Here is an 18,421-nt window from a genome sequence, read left to right on the forward strand (position 1 = left end):
GGCGAGGGGCCGCGTCGCGGACCGTCCGATCGCGTGTTTTTGTGGGGAGGCCTTTATGGCCGTATCGAGAGACCAGGCCGCGCGCGTCCTTCGCCAGGATTCCCCGGAGCAAGCGCCAGCTCAGAGCGGAGCCGCCAGCGACAATTCAGCGGCATTGGCCGAGCAGCTGCGCTCCGTGGCCGAAGAGAGCAAGCGACGCACGGCCGAACCACTGGAGAAGCCGGCAATCGAGAAGTCCGCACCAGCTACGCCAGCAACCGCGCCTGCATCGAGCATCGCCCCGCCGAAATCCGGCAAGCGCAAATTCGTCCTGTTGGGCGTCGGTGTTCTGCTTGCACTCGCGGCCGCGAGCTACGCCGGCTACTACACGCTGGTCGGCCGCTTCTACATCTCGACGGATGATGCCTATGTGCGCGCCAACAACACAATGCTGGGTGCGCGCGTTGCCGGCCACATCTCCTCGATCCTGGCCGGCGACAACGCGCTGGTGCATGCCGGCGACGTGGTCTTCCGCATCGACGACGGCGATTACAAGATCGCAGTCGACGCCGCCGCGACCAGGATTGCGACCCAGCAGGCCACGATCGATCGTATCGGCCGCCAGGTCGCAGCGCTCGACAGCCAGGTCGTGCAGGCCAAGGCGCAGCTCGTTTCGGCCGAAGCCGGCCTCAAGCGCGCCGATCTCGATTATGAGCGCCAGCAGGCGCTGACCAGCAAGGGCTTTGCCTCGCGCGCCACGTTCGAAACCTCGGAAGCCGGGCGCGACCAGGGCGCCGCCGCGGTCAAGGCCGCGCAGGCCGCCTACGACGTCGCAGTCAGCAATGTCGACGTCGCCAAGGCGCAGCAGGCCGAGGCGCAGGCTCAACTTGCCGAGTTGAAGACCACACTCGCGAAAGCCGAGCGCGACCTCAACTTCACCTCGGTGCGCGCCCCGGTCGACGGCACCTTCTCCAACCGCCTGGTCAACACCGGCGACTTCGTCGCGGTCGGCCAGCGGCTCGGCAACATCGTGCCGCTCGACGAGGTCTATATCGACGCCAATTTCAAGGAAACCCAGCTCAAGCGCATCCGTCCTGGCCAGCCGGTGACGATCAAGGTCGATGCCTACGGCCTCCGCAAGTTCTCGGGCGTGGTCGACAGCATCTCGCCGGCTGCGGGCTCGGTGTTCACGCTGTTGCCGCCTGACAATGCCACCGGCAATTTCACCAAGATCGTGCAGCGCCTCCCGGTCCGCATCCGCGTGCCGAAATCGGTTGCGCGGCAGAACCTCTTGCGCGCCGGCATGTCGGTCTACGCGACGGTGGACACCAACAAGGGCGCGGCGGATGCCGACAGCGAAGTCGATCTCGACGATCCCACGATGATCCATCCGCAGTAGGCGAAGGGCGCTGCGAGGTCAGACGATGGCGACTGCAACGACCGCCGATCCCGCCATGATGGCGAACCCAGCTTCGGAGCGCATCGAGCCGAAGCGGCTGTTCGCCTTCATCATCATGGTGTTCGGGATGTTCATGTCGATCCTGGACATCCAGATCGTCTCGGCCTCGCTGTCCGAGATCCAGGCGGGCCTGTCGGCGAGCCAGAGCGAAGTCTCCTGGGTCCAGACCGCCTATCTGATCGCCGAAGTGATCGCGATCCCGCTCTCCGGCTTTTTGTCGCGCGCCCTCGGCACGCGGCTGCTGTTTGCGATCTCGGCGGCGGGCTTCACGCTGTCGAGCCTGCTCTGCGGCTTCGCCTCTTCGATCGAGGAGATGATCCTGTGGCGTGCGCTCCAGGGGTTCCTGGGCGCTGGAATGATTCCGACGGTGTTCGCCTCTGCCTACACCGTGTTCCCGCGCACGAAATTCTACATCGTCGGTCCCATCATCGGTCTCGTCGCGACGCTGGCGCCGACCATCGGGCCGACCGTCGGCGGCTACATCACCGACATCATGTCCTGGCACTGGCTGTTCTTCATCAACGTCGTGCCCGGCATCGGCATCACGCTGGGCGTGCTGGCGCTGGTCGATTTCGACAAGCCGCATTTCGAGCTGCTCGACCGCTTCGACTGGTGGGGCCTGATCTTCATGGCCGGCTTCCTCGGCTCGCTGGAATATGTGCTGGAGGAAGGCCCGCAATATGAATGGCTGCAGGACACCTCAGTCGCGATCTTCGCCTGGGTCTGCGCGATCTCGGCGATCGCCTTCTTCTGGCGCGTGTTCACCGCGGCTGAACCGATCGTCAATTTGCGGACCTTCAGCAACCGCAATTTCGCGGTCGGCTGCGTGCTCACGTTCTGCATCGGCATCGGGCTCTACGGCCTGACCTACATCTATCCACGCTATCTTGCAGAAGTGCGCGGCTACAGCGCGCTGATGATCGGCGAGACCATGTTCGTCTCCGGCGCCACGATGTTCCTGGTCGCGCCGCTGGTCGGCCGTCTCACGCTGCGCTTCGACATGCGCTACATGATCGCGTTCGGGCTGATCGTGTTCGCGATCGGCTCCTACCAGATGACCTGGATCACCCGCGATTTCGATTTCTACGAGCTGCTGCTGCCGCAGATCCTGCGGGGCATCGGCATGATGTTCGCGATGGTGCCGACCAATACCATCGCGCTCGGCACGCTGGCGCCGGAGCGGGTGAAGAACGCCTCCGGGCTCTTCAACCTGATGCGCAATCTCGGCGGCGCGGTCGGCCTCGCCGTGATCAACACCGTGCTCAACGACCGCACTGATCTGCACATCACGCGTCTTCAGGAGCGCGTGACCTGGGGCAACGCGACGGCGACTGAGACGCTCAACACTCTCATGCAGAAATTCCAGGGCCTGGGCGATGCCACGCTGATGGCGATGAAGCAGCTCTCCCAGATCGTGCATCGCCAGGCCGTCGTGATGGGCTATGGCGATGCCTTCTTCATGCTGACGCTGTTCTACCTCGTCCTGAGCCTGCTGGTGATGCTCCTGAACAAGCCGGCATCCCTCGTAAGCGGCGGCGACGCGCATTAAATTTGCAACACTCGCGCGACATCTTACGCGAGCGGTGTTGCAAATCGCAACCGACGCATCTATAAAACCTGCCTCATTGCTCGAACCGGGGAGGGATTTGCATGATTTCCACGCACTCGCAGATCGTACGCCCGCGCTCGATGTCTAAATTTTTCAAGCTCGGTATGTGTTCGGTCCTCTAGAGACCGTTTTCGCCAGCTTCGACCGGGCCTGTTTCCCCGGCCGCTCCAACTCCCAAGCGACAATCTGAACTAACGACACCATTTTCGGCCTTGGTGGCCATCATGCGTTCATCGATGGAGCCGGACTGCGCGGGAAGCGCAGCCGGATAACGCTATGACTTCACTGTCAAAAAAGCCCGCGGCGATACGCGTGGTGCTGCCCTTCGTGTTTCGCCACTGGCTGAAGCAGCCGGGGCGGGCACTGGCGGTTGCTTGCGGCCTGCTGGGCGCGACGGCCGCCGATCTCTTCATGCCGGTGTTCTCGGGACGTCTCGTCGACGCCCTGACGCACGGTCCCAACGATCCGGCCGCGCGCCACGCGGCGCTGGTCGCGTTCGGCGCGATCGTGGCGCTCGGCTTCACGTCGATGGTGCTGCGGCTGGCCGGCCTGCAAGTGATCGTGCCGTTCACGCTGAAGCTGATGTCTGACATCGCGCAGGACGCCTTCCTGCGCGTGCAGCGCTTCTCGACCGACTGGCACGCCAACTCGTTCGCCGGCTCGACGGTGCGCAAGATCACCCGCGGCATGTGGGCGCTCGACCTCCTCAACGACACCATCCTGCTGGCGTTGTTGCCCTCGCTCAGCGTGCTCATCGGCTCGATGATCCTGCTGGGTGCGCACTGGGCGTCGCTTGGTGCGGTGATCGCGCTCGGCGCGCTGGTCTATGTGACGATGACGGCGCTGTTCTCCACGCGCTACATCGCGCCGGCTGCGCGCGTCTCCAATGCCTGGGACACCAAGGTCGGCGGAACGCTGGCGGATGCGCTGACCTGCAATGCGGTGGTCAAGTCGTTCGGCGCTGAGGCGCGCGAGGATGCGAGGCTTGCGCGCGTCATCGGGCGCTGGCGCGTGCGCGTGCGGCGGACCTGGCTGCGCTACAACTACACGGCGCTGGCGCAGCTCTCGCTGCTGCTGGCCTTGCGCGCCTCGGTGATCGGCGGTTCGGTGCTGCTCTGGATGGCGGGGCGCGCCTCGCCGGGTGACGTCACCTATGTGCTGACGAGCTACTACGTCATCCACGCCTATTTGCGTGACGTCGGCATGCACATCAACAACCTGCAGCGCTCGGTCAACGACATGGAGGAGCTGGTTGCGATCCATGACGAGCCGATCGGCATTGCCGATGCGTCCGATGCGACGCCGATCCTGATCGAGGGCGGCCGCATCGTGTTCGACGACGTGACCTTCCACTATGGCGGCCATCGCGCGCCGCTGTATGACGGTCTGTCGATCGACATCCGCGCCGGCGAACGGGTCGGTCTCGTCGGCCGCTCGGGCTCCGGCAAGACGACCTTCGTCAAGCTCGTGCAGCGGCTCTATGACGTCAGCGATGGCCGCGTGCTGATCGATGGGCAGGATATTGCGAAAGCCACGCAGCAATCGCTGCGCAGCCAGATCGCGATCGTGCAGCAGGAGCCGATCCTGTTCCACCGTTCGCTCGCCGAGAACATCGCCTACGGCCGGCCCGGCGCCAGCCTGGAGGCGATCGAGCAGGCGGCGCGCCTCGCCAATGCGCACGACTTCATCCTGCGCCTGCCCAAAGGCTACGGCACGCTGGTCGGCGAGCGCGGCGTCAAGCTGTCGGGCGGCGAGCGGCAGCGCGTCGCGCTGGCGCGCGCGTTCCTGGCGGATGCGCCGGTGCTGATCCTGGACGAGGCGACCTCCAGCCTGGACTCAGAGTCGGAGGCGCTGATCCAGCAGGCGATGGAGCGGTTGATGAAGGGCCGCACCTCGATCGTGATCGCGCATCGCCTGTCCACGGTGCGCAGCCTCGATCGCATCCTGGTGTTCGACCGCGGCGAGATCGTCGAGCAGGGCACCCACAAGGCGCTGACGGCGCGGCCAGGCGGGCTCTATCGCGGCCTGTTCGAGCGTCAGGTGATCGAGTTCGGACCGAGTGCGGCGGTGGGGTGAGGAAGTGGCGGCGTAGCCGACGGACGCCTGTCCGATGGCTGCGCCGCCGGAAATGAGAACGACATGAAAGATCTGACACACGGCTCCATCGTAAGCCACATCCTGACCATGGCCCCTCCGATCGTGGTCGGCATGATCACGATCATGATCTGCCAGCTCGTCGATCTCTATTTCGTCTCGGGGCTGGGCGAGGCCGCCATCGCCGGCGTGGCCGCGGCCGGCAATGCCGGCTTCCTCGTCAATGCGCTGATGCAGGTGCTCGGCGTCGGCACGGTTTCGCTGATCGCGCATGCCGTGGGACGCAAGGACCGGGACGACGCGAACCTGATCTTCAACCAGTCGATCGCACTTGCGTTGCTGTTCGGCCTGCTGACGCTCGTCGCCGGAGCCCTGCTGGCGCGTCCCTACATGCGCGGGATTGCTGCAGACGCAGCCACGATCGAAGCGGGCTCCACCTATCTCCTGTGGTTCATGCCGGCGTTGGCGCTGCAATTCGCCATCCAGGTGATGGCGTCTGCGCTGCGGGCCACCGGCATCGTGCGGCCCCCCATGCTGGTGCAGGCGGTCGCGGTGGTCATCAATATCGCGCTGGCACCGGTGCTGATCGCCGGCTGGGGTACTGGCCATGCGTTCGGCGTTGCCGGTGCGGGTCTGGCAAGCACGATCGGCGTCGTCATCGGCGTCGTGATGCTGCTCGCGTATTTCCGCAAGCTGGAGCGCTACGTCGGTTTCGATCCCTCGCAATGGCGCCCCAGGCTGCATCATTGGAAGCGTATCCTCAATGTCGGCCTGCCGGCCGGCGGCGAGTTCGCGATGATCTTCATCTACATGGCCGTGGTCTACTACGTGCTGCGCGATTTCGGCGCGGCGGCGCAGGCCGGGTTCGGCATCGGGACGCGGGTGCTGGGTCTGATCCAGATGCCCGCGCTCGCCGTCGCGCTTGCGGCAGGCCCGATCGCCGGCCAGAATTTCGGCGCCGGCAACAGCGGACGCGTGCGGGAGACTTTCCTGAAGGCGGCGTTGATTGCCACGACCGTGATGATCGCCTTCATGATCCTGGCGCAGTGGAAGCCGCAGCTCCTGCTCGCCGGCTTCTCCAGCGATCGGCAGACCATGGCGGTCGCCTCGCTGTTCCTCCACATGATCTCCCTGAACCTTGTGTCGCAGGGCTTGATCTTCACCTGCTCGAGCATGTTCCAGGGTCTCGGCAATACCAAGCCGGTGCTGTTCAGCTCGGTGTCGCGCGTGCTTACCTATGCGCTGCCTGCCGTCTGGCTCTCGACGCGGCCCGGTTTCCGGATCGAGCATGTGTGGTACGTGTCGATCGCGGCGACCACGCTCCAGGCCGCTCTCAGTGTGTGGCTGCTTCGCCGCGAGTTCGGCAGACGTCTGGCGCCGCGCGAGGTCGTCGCAGTGCGAGTTGCAGCCGAGCCGGACGAATCGACTGCGCGCGCGGCGGCGGAATAGGCTCATGCGCTTGTCCCCGGCCCACGGCTCCGGCTAGTTTGCACCGGCCGTGGGAAGGCAAGGGGGCGGCATGATCGAAACATGGAACGAGCGGGTGGCGTCGCGGCTCGCGGCGATCTGGACCGCGCGCTACCGGACGCCGGCCCGTTTCGTCGCGCTGATCGCGCTGCTGTTGCCGTGGACGACGACCGGCGTGATCTTCGCGCTCCCGGCCTGGCTGATTGCCTTCGCGTTCATCGACCTCCGGGAATTTCCGCGCTCGCTGCTGCGTCCGATCTGCCTGCTGCCGATCGCGCTGTTCGCGCTCGCTCTCGCCGGTACGCTGTGGTCGGATGCATCCTGGCCGGAGCGGCTGCGTGCGGTCGCGCCATCGGCGAAGTTTTTGGCGCTGCCGCTCCTGATCTACCAGTTCGAGCGCTGGCCTCATGGCAATTGGGTGTTCGCGGCATTCCTCGCCTCCTGCACGCTGTTGCTGCTGACGTCGTTTGCCGTCGCGATCGAGCCCGGCCTGTCGCTCAAACTCTATCTGTCGCGCGGACCCTACAAGGTCGAGAGCGGGATCGCGGTGCGCAATTATATCGACCAGAGCCAGGAATTCGCGCTCTGTGCGCTCGCGCTGGCCTATCCGGTCGTGGCGCAGCTTCGCGCCGGTCGAAAGCGTAGTGCGGCGTTGCTCGCGCTGCTTGCGATCGGCTTCCTCGCCAACATGATGTTCGTGGTGGTCTCGCGCACCGCGCTGGTCACGCTGCCGGTCCTGATTGCGGTGTTCGCGCTGCTGCATCTGCGATGGCGCGCGGCGACTATTGCAGTCGGGGCCATGTTGTTGACGGGTATCCTGCTGTGGAGCATTTCGCCGCATCTGCGCACCACGGTCGGCAAGTTCAGCGGCGACTATGAGCGCACCACCGTCGAGGGCGAAGTCAGCGGCATGGGCTCGCGGCTGGAGTTCTGGCGGAAGTCACTGCACTTCGTCGCCGATGCGCCGCTGTTCGGTCACGGCACCGGCGCGACCCGCGGGCTGTTCGAGCGCGCCGCAATGGGCGAGAGTGGCATGCGCGCGCAGATCGTCGGCGATCCCCACAACCAGACCCTCAACGTCGCGGTGCAATGGGGCGCGCTCGGCGTCATCGTGCTCTACGCGATGTGGCTTGCACATCTCCTCCTGTTTCGAGGCGGGGGACTTGCGAGCTGGATCGGGCTACTGGTCGTGCTGCAAAATATCCTGTCCTCGCTGTTCAACTCGCATCTGTTCGACTTCAGCGAGGGCTGGCTCTACGTCCTGGGCGTCGGCGTCGCCGGTGGCATGGCGCTGGCGAAGAGAACCCAGAACTAGGGTGTGCCAAAACTGTTCCAGACCAGGCCGACACCCGACAGGAACAGCAGCGCGAGCACGACGTCGCCAAAATGCTGGTCGCTGAGCGCGTGATAGACGCGGGCGCCGCACCAGGCGCCGACCAGCGTACCCGGAAACGCAATCAGCGCGAGCCAGACCAGTTGCGTCGCGACCAGGCCCGACGCCGTCTGCAGTGCGAGCGCGGCAGCCAGCACCGTGAAATTGAAGAGCTGGAAGATGCCGCGCCGCTCATGCTTGTTCCAGCCGCGGATATTGGCCCAGAGGATCGGCAGTGGCCCCGATAGTCCGGCAAGGCCGCCCAGGATGCCGCCGGCAAAACCGATCGCGCCATCGGCGATCCTGCCGCCGAACTTGAAGGAGAGCGGCCGCTTGTTGAGATAGAGCGCTGTCGGAAAGATCAGCAGCAACACGCCGATGCTGAGCTTGAACACTTTTGGGTCGGCCTGGGCGACCATCATGGTGCCGAGCGGCACGCCGGCCAGCCCGCCGATCAGGAACGGCCAGACCAGCGAGAGATCAAAGCTCTTCCACATCGAGGGCAGCGTCGAGGCTTGCGCGACCACCGAGCAGATCAGCACCAGCGGCACGGCGAGCGATGGCGGCAGCAAGTAAAGCCAGATGCCGAGCGCCATCAGCGCCGTGCCGAAGCCGGCCAGCCCGGAGACGAAGCCGCCGGCCAGTGCGCCGAAAAGCAACAGCGCGTAGTTAAGCGTACCCACCACTCGTGTCCTTGTTGTTGTCTGCGGTGTACTAAAGCATGATCCGGAAAAGTGCGTAGCGGTTTTCCGGAAAGATCATGTGAAACAAAAACCTAAAGCGCGATGACGATTCATCCGGATCTCATTGTGCTTTAGACGATCTGCCGGGCGTCGACCGGCCTGTGCAGCGCACTGAGGAGAATCTGCAATGCCTGACCGAGCTCGGCGCGATTGCGGGCCGCGCCGAGCGACAGTCGCGCCGCATGCGGCGGATGATCGCCGACCACGAAGGCGTCGCTGGCGATGACCGCAAGCCCGTTTTGCAGTAGTTGCGCTGATATCTCGGCACGGCTGCGCCCCTCCGGCAGCCGCAGCCAGAGATGATGCGCGGCAGGCTTGGCGATGAACTGAAAGCCTTTCAGCGCGCGCTGGGCGAGCTGCTGACGGCCGATCGCCTCGTTGCGAATCGCGGTGATGATGCGGTCGGCGACACTGGTCTCGAGCCAATGGGTGACGAGCGCGACCATCAGCGGCGCGGGCATCTGAACGGCCGCCTGAAGATAGCTGCGCATCTGTTGCTGCGCGGCGGCGTCGGGCGTCACCAGATAGGCCACGCGCAGCGCCGGCGCGATGCACTTGGACAGCGTAGTCGCAAGATAAGTCCGCTCCGGAATGAGATTGGCAATCGGCGAAGCCGAGCGATCCAGCAGGCCATAGGCATCGTCCTCGATCAGCGTCGTGTCGGCGTCGCGGAGGATTTTTGCGATCGCGCTCCGCCGCTCGGCCGAGAGCGTCGCTGTCGTGGGATTGTGCAGCGTCGGAATGAGATAGACGGCCTTCGGCTTGTTCTCCCGGCACGCTTTGGCCAATGCGTCAGGAAGGATGCCGCCTTCATCCATCGCAATGCCGGCCAGTCTGATGCCAAGCCGTGCTGCGACAGCCTTGATGCCTGGGAAGGTGAGCGCTTCGGTTAGCACGACATCACCGGGCGTCGCGAGATAGGCGACAAGGTTGAACAAGATCGCCTGCGTGCCGGGAAAGATCACGAGCCGGTCGGAGCGGACATGGGGAACGCGCGTGCGCATCCACTTCGCGGCGACATCGAGTTCGTGCGCGCTGCCGCCGGGCGGCTGATAGTTGAGAAATGCGGTTAGACCGGATTGCTGGCGGATCGCCTCGAGGCCGGCAAGGATGCGTTCATCGAGCTGCGCCTCCAGCGGATGCGGCGGCACGTTCATCGACAGATCGATCGTGACGGGGTTTGGCAGGTCGACCGCGCGGCGCGCGCTGGTCTCCGACACGAACGTGCCCTGTCCGACCCGTGCTTCTAGGATTCCGCGCCGCCGTGCCTCGGTATAGGCGCGCGTCACCGTGGTGAGATCGATGCCAAGCGCTTTCGCCAGCGCGCGCTGCGTCGGCAATTGCTGGCCTCGTACCAGCCTTCCTGCGGCGATGTCGGCCTCCATGGCGTCGACGATGCGCTGATAGCGCGGGCCACTGAGCTCGGCGATTGTAGGGATCCAATCCATGCAAATCTGGCTGTTTCCTTTGGATGTATGGATACAAGATATTATTGTATGGAACGTTGGAAAGGAAGAGGTGTGGTCATGGCGACCGGTTCAATCTCTCTGACGAAGGCGATGTGGCGCGGGTTTTGCGGCAGGTGTCCGCATTGCGGCGAAGGCCATGTGTTCAAGCGCTTCCTGAAAGTGGCCGACAGTTGCAATGTCTGCGGCGAGGAACTCTTTCACCACCGCGCCGATGATTTCCCGGCCTATCTCGTCATCGTCGTGGTCGGCCATCTCGTGGTGCCGGCGATCCTCGCGATCGAGACGGCTTATGCACCGCCCGTCTGGCTGCAATTGGCGGTTTGGCTGCCGGTGACGCTGTTTGCTTCGCTCGCTTTGTTGCAGCCGACCAAGGGCGCCATCGTCGGACTGCAATGGCAGGTTGGCATGCACGGCTTCGAGGAGGCCAAGCAGCAGCGCGAAGCCGGAGAGCTCGCGCCGGTGCTCGTCAAGGCCAAACCCTCAGCGCGCGCTGCCTGAGCGCGCGTCGCGACGTTTACATCGCGCGGTCAGCCGCTACACTCCATCGCATCGAACAAGAAACGATGGAAATGCCGATGATCGCGCGCTCGCCCAAAACCTTCCTGCTCTGTCATGGCGCGTGGTCCGGCGGGTGGTCCTGGAAGAAAATGCATCCGCTGGTGGCGCAGGCGGGCCATCGCCTGGTAGCGCCGACCTATACCGGCCTCGGCGACCGGTCGCATCTTGCCAACCCTTCGATCGACCTCGAGACGCATATCCAGGACATCCTCAACGTCGTCAGGTTCGAGGACCTCGGCGACATCGTGCTGCTTGGCCACAGCTATGGCGGCATGGTCCCGACCGGCGTTGCCGATCGCGCCCGCGATCGCGTGACGCAACTGATCTATCTCGATGCTTTCGTACCGCGCGACGGCCAGTCCCTGTTCGATCTCAACGAGCAGGGGCGCGAGCCGATGTGCAAAGCTGCCGCCGCAGGTGACGGCTACCGCATCCCGCCCAACCCGCCGCCGTCGGATACACCGCAAGCCGATCTCGACTGGCTCAACGCGCGTCGTGTCAACATGCCGGTCAAATGTTTCGAGACCAAGCTGAAGCTCGAACACGGCGAGCCGACGATGCCGCGCAGCTACATCTACTGCACGCGCATTCCGCCGGGTGATCCGTTCGGGCCATTCGCCAGGCGCGCGAAGAGCGAGGCCGGCTGGCGCTATTTCGAGCTCGACGCCAGCCACGCGCCGAATGTGACGGCGCCGGAGGCCCTGATGGCGGTGTTGGTGAGAATCGTAGCGTAACACATACGCCGTCATTCCGGGTTCGTGCTACGCACGCCCCGGAATAACAACCTCTAAGATGGTGAGGGGTCCGATGCGTCAGCATCGAACCCCTCGTCGCTTCCTTAGTAAGACGCGTTTTCTTCGCGAACCGGAAAACCATTTCGCTCGAAAACGCTTTAGAACATCAGCCGGCCTGTAAGCCGGGTTCTGTAGGGCACCGCCTGCTTGCGCAGGCGATACGTGACGGCCATTCCTCTGGGACAATGTTTGCACATTGCCTCGAGCAACCTACCCGGACGGCGGGCCTGACATCGCCCCGCGGCGTTATCGCTCAAGGCGAACAGCCCGCTTAAGCCGTCCCTATTCGGTTTTGCTCCCGGTGGGGTTTGCCATGCCGGCTCCGTTGCCGGAACCGCGGTGCGCTCTTACCGCACCTTTTCACCCTTGCTCACCCGCCCTTTCGGGCGGGAAGCGGTTCGTTCTCTGTGGCACTTTCCCTGGGGTCGCCCCCGCCGGACGTTATCCGGCACCGCATGTCAAGGGAGCCCGGACTTTCCTCCCCGGCGGCCTTTCGACACTTGCAGGGGCGGCCGTCCGGCCGACTGACGGCCTACGCAATGGGCATTTATGACGGTTTCGTCAAGGCGATATCGGCGCCCATGCGGGGTCGAAAATAATTTATCCTGAAGATGTCGTTTGGTGTCCGCCCCGTTCGACTGGATGTCGGCAATCAAGCCGAGCAACAGGAGTGAGCAATGCAGTATTTGCTGCTGATCTATCGGAACGAAGCTGACCTGGGCAAGATGACGGCCGAGGACCGGCGGGAGATGTCGGCGGAGTATGGCGTCTACACGCAATCGATCATCCAGAGCGGCCATTTCAAGGCCGGCGACGGGCTGCAGCCGACGACGACCGCGACCACCGTGCGTGTGCGCGACGGCAAGACCCTGACGACCGATGGTCCCTTCGCGGAGACACGCGAACAGCTCGGCGGCTACTATCTGGTCGAAGCCAAGGACCTCGACGCCGCGATCGCACTGGCCGCGCGGATTCCCGGTGCCAGGTACGGATCGATCGAGGTTCGTCCGATCATGATCTACAAGTGATCTCGTCCACAGACATCGACAAGGTCTTTCGCGACGAGGCGGGGCGGGCGCTGGCCACGCTGATCCGCCTCGTCGGTGATTTCGATCTCGCCGAAGATGCGCTCCAGGACGCCTTTGCGGTGGCGCTGGAGCGGTGGTCGACGCTCGAGATTCCCGACAATCCGCGCGCCTGGCTCGTCAATGTCGGGCGCAACAGGGCGATCGACCGCATTCGTCGACAGGTCGTGTTTCGCGGTAAGCAGCAGGCGCTCGTGCAAGAGCTCGCGCTCAACGCGCAAGCGCCCGACGAGCCGGCGACGATGCTCGACGACGATATGCTGCGGCTGATCTTCACCTGCTGCCATCCTGCCTTCGCGCCCGAGGTCCAGGTCGCGCTGACGCTGCGCACGGTCTGCGGACTCACCACCGCGCAGGTGGCGCGCGCCTTCCTGGTCAGCGAGGAGGCGATGGGGCAGCGTCTCGTCCGTGCCAAGCAGAAGATCAGGCTCGCCGGCATTCCCTACGAAGTGCCGGAGCGCGATGCGCTGGAGCCGCGGCTGCGTGGCGTGCTTGCCGTCATCTATCTCGTCTTCACCGAAGGCTATGTCGCGACGTCAGGCGCAGACCTGATGCGGCCTGATCTTGCGATCGAGGCGATCCGGCTTGGCCGGCTGCTCGATCGCTTGATCCCGGGCCGCGGCGAGATCAAGGGACTATTGTCCCTGATGCTGCTGCACGATGCGCGCCGCGCCGGGCGCGAGACGTCCGCCGGCGACATCGTTCTGCTGGAAGAGCAGGACCGTATGCTGTGGGACCGCGCGCAGATCGAGCAAGGTTTGCGTCTGGTCGACGATGCGCTGCGCGTGCCCGGCCGACCGCAGCCCTACGCCGTGCAGGCGGCGATTGCTGCGCTCCATGCGCGTGCGCCGAGCTATGAGGAGACCGACTGGCCGCAGATCGCCGGACTCTACGAAGTGCTGCTCCGGATCAACCCGTCGCCGGTGATCGAGCTCAATCATGCTGCGGCCGTGTCCATGGTCGACGGCCCCGCACGCGCGCTCGATCTCGTCGACGCGATCGCGGCGCGCGGCGGGCTCGACGGTTATGAGCTGCTGCCCGCGGTGCGCGCCGACTTGCTGCGACGGCTTGGCCGGAAGGACGAGGCGCGCGAGGCATATGTCGCGGCGACCGCGGCGACGCAGCTCGAGCCGCTGCGGAGGCTGTATGCGAGAAGGATGAGGGAGCTGGATTAAACCGCCTCGAATTCCGCCTTCGTGCCCCGGACGCAGCGCAACGCCCCTTTGGCGGTGCGCTGCAGAGCCGGGGCCCATCTCACCGCAGCGGACCGCGTCGCCACTGGGTCCCGGCTCTGCGCGCCAACGCAAGCGCGTTGTCGTGCGTCCGGGACACGAGACTGAGCCGCTCGACCATCGCCGTCACTTCGACGCGATCGTCGTTCCCTCCTGCGGCAAGCTCGCGAGCAGCGCCCGCAGTGTCGACAGTGTCGAGTGGTCGGCGACGCCATCGAGCCGCGCCGGGCGGAAATGGCGCTGGAAGGCGGTGACGACCTCCATCGTCGTCGCATCGTATTTGCCGGTGAGCGGGACGCCATAGCCATATTTGGCGAGCGCCTGCTGCAGGCTCAGCACCTCATCGCTGATGGTGCCGAGCATCAGGCTTTCGCCGCGCACGATCGGCGCCGGCGTCACCCAGTGACCGACGCCGGAATTGGCCAGCGAGTGCCACGGGAATTTCTCGCCAGGGTCCTTCTTGCGCGCGGGGGCGACGTCGGAATGGCCGAGCACCCGGTGCGGCGCCACCTTGCGGCGGAGCATGATGCCGCGGCAGAGCGCTATCACGGCGGCGATCTGGCGCAGTGGGAACTCCGGATAGCCCCAGTCGTGACCGCGATTGACGATCTCGATGCCGATCGAGCAGGAGTTGACGTCGTCCTCGCCCGCCCATGAGGAGACGCCGGCGTGCCAGGCGCGCTTGCTCTCCGGCACGCATTGCACGATGCGGCCGTCCTCAAGCACGACATAGTGAGCCGAGACCTCGGTGCCCGCCGTGCACAGCCGCGCCAGCGCGCCCTCGACATCGGGCATGCCAGTGTAGTGCAGCAGGATCATGTCCGGCTGGCGGTCCTTGTTGCGCTCGCCATAGTTCGGTGAAGGGATGATGTCGGAGACGGTGGAGGAATCGGGGTCGAACGTCCGCATGCTCGCGGCGGCCTTGGGGACCGGGAGCACGCGTTGACGCTTCGAATCAGATCCTTGGGACGCGGACGAACCGGACGACATTATAGGGCTCAATCGGACGGGAGCGGCGGGCGCTTCAAGCCCTTCACTTTACTATTCCTTTACGCTTGCCGCCGCGCAATCGCCCGCTTCGGTTAACGGGCGCATTTTGTCTGATGTGTGTGGATGACGCATCACCACGGATTTTACCTTTTTGACTTGTAATCGAACCATCAACCGTTTCTTAACGCTAAGGGCCGTTACTGAGAGATGAAGAGCCGTCCCGCGTCTGGAGGCGGCCAATGCGTTTTTTGTTCGAAATCCCATGGCTGCCCGACAAATTCCATGCGGAAAACAGGGTCTACAGCCTGGGACCGCCAGGCTGGGCGAGCGCGCCGTACAGGGGTTGAGCCGTGGAACCGCCGCGAAGCGGAACAATTCGAGAGGCGATGGACGCGTTAACCATCGTTCTCGCCCGCACCGCCTGCGAGCCGGGTGCATGAGTTCGGCTGCCCACATTCCCGTACTCGGCCGCGAGGCGATCGAGCATCTCGCGCCGCGCGAAGGCGGCGTCTATGTCGATGCGACCTTCGGTGGCGGCGGTTACAGCCGCGCCATCCTGGATGTGCCGGGAACCCGTGTCATCGGCATCGATCGCGATCGCACGGCGATCGCCGGCGGATTTGATCTGGTCGACCGTTCCGGCGGGCGCCTGACGCTTGTCGAAGACCGCTTCTCGAATCTCGCCGAGGTCTGCGCCGCGCAAGGCCTCGACGCCGTCGACGGCGTCGTCATGGATGTCGGCGTCTCCTCGATGCAGCTGGATCAGGCCGGCCGCGGCTTCTCGTTCCGGCTCGACGGTCCCCTCGACATGCGGATGGGGCAGGCCGGGCCGACGGCCGCGGATGTGGTCGCAAAGGCATCCGAGAGCGATCTCGCCGACATCATCTATCTCTTCGGCGAGGAGCGGCATTCGCGCAAGGTCGCACGCGCCATCGTTGCGGCGCGTGAGGAAGCGCCGATCGCCACCACGCGCGCGCTCGCCGATCTCGTCGCAAAAGTCGTGCGATCGAAGCCCGGCGACATCCATCCGGCGACGCGAACGTTCCAGGGCTTGCGCATCTTCGTCAATGAAGAGCTCGAAGAATTGGAGACGGCTCTCGCGGCTGCCGAACGCGTGCTGAAGCCCGGCGGGCGTCTGGTCGTGGTATCCTTCCATTCGCTGGAAGACCGCATCGTCAAGAATTTCCTCAGCGAACGCGCCAAGACCGGCGGCGGTTCGCGGCATCTGCCCGCGGTCGCACAGGTACCGCCGAGCTTCCAGCTTCTGACACGGCGCCCGGTCGTCGCTGATGAGGCGGAGGTCGCGCATAATCCGCGCGCGCGTTCCGCCAAGCTGCGCGCCGCCGAGCGGACCGTGGCTGCAGCGCATGCAGAGGGCGAGTCATCGTCCTGGCCGAGCCTTTCCGACGTCATGAGGGGTGGCTAGCGCATGCGCATCATTCACCTCCTCGTCATCGGCGCGCTGATCTTCGCTGCGGCCTATGTCTATCGGATCAAGATGGAGTCCACCGCTCGCACCGAGCGGGTGCTGCGGCTGCATGCCGACATCCGCGAGCAGCGCGATGCCATCGCCGCATTGCGCTCCGAATGGGCCAAGCTCGATGCGCCGCTGCGGCTGCAAGGACTTTCCGAGCGCCATCTGCCGCTCAAGCCGGTCAATGGCACGCAATATGACTCGCTGAAGAACCTGCCCGATCGTCCGGCGCGGCTGGTCAAACCCGGCGAGCCCGATCCGATCGGCGCCATGATCAACACCATCGAAGCTGCGACCGACGCCGACACGGTCACGGGTTCGGTGCGAGAGCCCGAGGACAAGCAATGAGCGCTGCCGCTCCGGGCAAACCCGCAAAGCCTGCAGAACCTTGGCGCCAGCGGCTGATCCGCAGTCTGCTCTACGGGCGCAACGTCGATCGCGCGGCGAAGGCGCGTGCGCGTGTCGGTCTTGCAATGCTGGCGTTTTCGGCCGTCTATGTGCTCATCGGCGGCCGGCTCGTGATGTTCGCCATCGGTGCCGACGCCCACAGCGCCCGCCGCGGCGGCGCGCAGGACGTGGTTGCGACCGCGCGGCCCGACATCGTCGATCGCAACGGCGAGATCCTTGCCACCGACGTCAAGGCGCCGAGCCTGTTCGGCGAACCGCGCCGCATCATCGACAAGGATGAGGCCATCGAGCTGCTCACCGCCACCGTGCCCGACCTCGATGAGGCCGAGGTGCGCGAGCGGCTGTCCTCGCGCAAGGGTTTCGTCTGGCTGAAGCGCGAGATCACGCCGAAGCAGCAGCAGGAAATCCACAAGCTCGGCATTCCCGGCATCGGATTCCTGCGCGAAAACAAGCGCGTCTATCCGACCGGCAACGAGGTCGCCCACCTCATCGGTCTCGTCAACATCGACAACCAGGGCATCGCCGGGATGGAGAAGTGGCTCGACAATAACGGGCTTGCCGATCTTCACCGCGCCGGCTTTGCGACGGACCGGCTGCAGAAGCCGATCGAGTTGTCGGTCGATTTGCGCGTCGAGCACGCGCTGCGTGACGAGCTCTTGAAGGCCAAGGAAAAATTCCACGCCAAGGCGGCCTCCGGCCTCGTCACCAACGTCAACACCGGCGAGATCGTGGCGATGGTTTCGGTGCCGGATTTCGATCCGAACAATCCGAAGGAAGCGCACGACCCTGACCGCATCAACCGCCTGACCACCGGCGTTTACGAGATGGGCTCGACCTTCAAGGCGTTCACGCTTGCGATGGCGCTCGATACCGGCAAGTACGGTCTCGACTCGATGTGGGATGCGCGTGGGCCGCTGCACTACGGCAAGTTCGCGATCCATGACGATGAGCCGAAAGGCCGCTTCCTCAGCATGAAGGAAGTGTTCACCTTCTCCTCCAACGTCGGCGCCGCGCGGATCGCGCTGTCGCAGGGCGTCGAGGCGCACAAGGCGTTCCTGCGCAAGATGGGGCAGCTCGAGCGGTTGCGCACCGAACTACCGGAGAGCGCATCGCCGATCGTGCCGCGGCGTTGGGGCGAGCTGAACACCATCACCATTTCGTTCGGCCATGGCATGGCGGTGGCGCCGCTGCAGGCGGTGATGGGGGTGAGTGCGCTGGCGAACGGTGGCCTGCTGATTCCGCCGACCTTCTTGAAGCGCTCGGAAGAGGAGGCGAGGGCGCTCGCAAAGCGCGTGATAAAGCCCGAGACCTCGGACAAGATGCGCTTCCTGATGCGGCTGAACGCAGAGATCGGCACCGCCAAGAGGGCTAATGTTCCCGGTTATTACATCGGCGGCAAGACCGGCACGGCGGAGAAGGTCGTCAATGGCCGCTACGCAAAGAAGCGGGTGCTCACCGCCTTCACCGCGATCCTGCCGGCGGACAAGCCGCGTTACCAGCTCCTGATCATGCTCGACGAGCCGCAGCCGTTGAAAGAAACCTACGGCTTCATCACGTCCGGCTGGAACGCCGTGCCGACCGCCGGCAATGTCATTAGTCGGATCGCGCCTCTCCTTGGCATCGAGCCCCGTTTTGACCTGCCGCCGTCCGACCGCCTTATTCTTGCAGCATCCAGGACAACCCAGTAA

Annotated in this window: 15 protein-coding genes and 1 other RNA gene; 12 read left to right on the plus strand and 4 right to left on the minus strand. The window is 64.8% G+C overall.

The features are described from left to right. Positions 1 to 55: 55 nt before the first annotated feature. The 5 genes from ACV1FX_RS37855 to ACV1FX_RS37875 all read left to right on the plus strand — a co-directional run bounded on the left by ACV1FX_RS37855 (position 56) and on the right by ACV1FX_RS37875 (position 7,923). Entirely contained in the window at positions 56 to 1,378 is a 1,323-nt protein-coding gene (locus ACV1FX_RS37855; protein ID WP_473122615.1) for an HlyD family secretion protein, read from the plus strand. A 25-nt stretch (positions 1,379 to 1,403) separates the two neighbouring features. Further along, complete coding sequence (locus ACV1FX_RS37860) at positions 1,404 to 2,987, plus strand: DHA2 family efflux MFS transporter permease subunit (protein ID WP_473122616.1); 1,584 nt, start codon at positions 1,404 to 1,406, stop codon at positions 2,985 to 2,987. Between the two features lie 336 nt (positions 2,988 to 3,323). Continuing rightward, positions 3,324 to 5,123, plus strand: a complete 1,800-nt coding sequence (locus tag ACV1FX_RS37865; protein ID WP_473122617.1) for an ABC transporter ATP-binding protein — start codon at positions 3,324 to 3,326, stop codon at positions 5,121 to 5,123. Between the two features lie 63 nt (positions 5,124 to 5,186). Then, the gene (locus ACV1FX_RS37870; RefSeq protein ID WP_473122618.1) at positions 5,187 to 6,590 is read left to right on the plus strand and encodes an MATE family efflux transporter; all 1,404 of its coding nucleotides are present in this window, start codon (positions 5,187 to 5,189) and stop codon (positions 6,588 to 6,590) included. Positions 6,591 to 6,660: 70 nt separating this feature from the next. After that, positions 6,661 to 7,923, plus strand: a complete 1,263-nt coding sequence (locus ACV1FX_RS37875; RefSeq protein WP_473122619.1) for an O-antigen ligase family protein — start codon at positions 6,661 to 6,663, stop codon at positions 7,921 to 7,923. Here the strand turns inward: ACV1FX_RS37875 and ACV1FX_RS37880 are convergent. Both ACV1FX_RS37880 and ACV1FX_RS37885 read right to left on the minus strand, forming a co-directional pair. Beyond that, entirely contained in the window at positions 7,920 to 8,663 is a 744-nt protein-coding gene (locus ACV1FX_RS37880) for a sulfite exporter TauE/SafE family protein (protein ID WP_473122620.1), read from the minus strand. The two genes, ACV1FX_RS37875 and ACV1FX_RS37880, sit on opposite strands and share 4 nt — an antisense overlap. Positions 8,664 to 8,794: 131 nt before the next feature. Beyond that, on the minus strand, positions 8,795 to 10,171 hold the full coding sequence (locus ACV1FX_RS37885; protein WP_473122621.1) for an aminotransferase-like domain-containing protein: 1,377 nt from the start codon (positions 10,169 to 10,171) through the stop codon (positions 8,795 to 8,797). Between the two features lie 78 nt (positions 10,172 to 10,249). On the opposite strand from ACV1FX_RS37885, the gene ACV1FX_RS37890 reads away from it, so the two are divergent. Next, complete coding sequence (locus ACV1FX_RS37890; RefSeq protein ID WP_473122622.1) at positions 10,250 to 10,690, plus strand: DUF983 domain-containing protein; 441 nt, start codon at positions 10,250 to 10,252, stop codon at positions 10,688 to 10,690. A gap of 65 nt (positions 10,691 to 10,755) precedes the next feature. After that, entirely contained in the window at positions 10,756 to 11,484 is a 729-nt protein-coding gene (locus tag ACV1FX_RS37895; RefSeq protein WP_473122623.1) for an alpha/beta fold hydrolase, read from the plus strand. 162 nt (positions 11,485 to 11,646) lie between these two features. Here ACV1FX_RS37895 and rnpB read toward each other — a convergent pair. Next, positions 11,647 to 12,072, minus strand: an RNA gene (rnpB, locus tag ACV1FX_RS37900) — RNase P RNA component class A. A gap of 149 nt (positions 12,073 to 12,221) precedes the next feature. On the opposite strand from rnpB, the gene ACV1FX_RS37905 reads away from it, so the two are divergent. Both ACV1FX_RS37905 and ACV1FX_RS37910 read left to right on the plus strand, forming a co-directional pair. Then, complete coding sequence (locus ACV1FX_RS37905; RefSeq protein WP_473122624.1) at positions 12,222 to 12,572, plus strand: YciI family protein; 351 nt, start codon at positions 12,222 to 12,224, stop codon at positions 12,570 to 12,572. Next, a complete protein-coding gene (locus ACV1FX_RS37910; RefSeq protein ID WP_473122636.1) occupies positions 12,572 to 13,804 on the plus strand; it encodes an RNA polymerase sigma factor in 1,233 nt (410 codons plus the stop codon). Before ACV1FX_RS37905 ends, ACV1FX_RS37910 begins: the two co-directional genes overlap by 1 nt. A gap of 183 nt (positions 13,805 to 13,987) precedes the next feature. Here ACV1FX_RS37910 and ACV1FX_RS37915 read toward each other — a convergent pair whose 3' ends face one another. Beyond that, positions 13,988 to 14,770: an N-acetylmuramoyl-L-alanine amidase gene (locus ACV1FX_RS37915; protein ID WP_473122625.1), complete on the minus strand. Its 783-nt coding sequence runs from the start codon at positions 14,768 to 14,770 to the stop codon at positions 13,988 to 13,990. Between the two features lie 517 nt (positions 14,771 to 15,287). Between ACV1FX_RS37915 and rsmH the strand changes: the two genes are divergently transcribed. Genes rsmH through ACV1FX_RS37930 form a run of 3 tightly spaced genes read left to right on the plus strand, consistent with a single transcriptional unit; the run spans position 15,288 to position 18,421 of the window. Beyond that, a complete protein-coding gene (rsmH, locus tag ACV1FX_RS37920; RefSeq protein WP_473122626.1) occupies positions 15,288 to 16,277 on the plus strand; it encodes a 16S rRNA (cytosine(1402)-N(4))-methyltransferase RsmH in 990 nt (329 codons plus the stop codon). A gap of 3 nt (positions 16,278 to 16,280) precedes the next feature. Further along, on the plus strand, positions 16,281 to 16,673 hold the full coding sequence (ftsL, locus tag ACV1FX_RS37925) for a cell division protein FtsL (RefSeq protein WP_473122627.1): 393 nt from the start codon (positions 16,281 to 16,283) through the stop codon (positions 16,671 to 16,673). Further along, complete coding sequence (locus tag ACV1FX_RS37930) at positions 16,670 to 18,421, plus strand: peptidoglycan D,D-transpeptidase FtsI family protein (protein ID WP_473122628.1); 1,752 nt, start codon at positions 16,670 to 16,672, stop codon at positions 18,419 to 18,421. Before ftsL ends, ACV1FX_RS37930 begins: the two co-directional genes overlap by 4 nt.

It is taken from the genome of Bradyrhizobium ingae, from assembly GCF_055791185.1.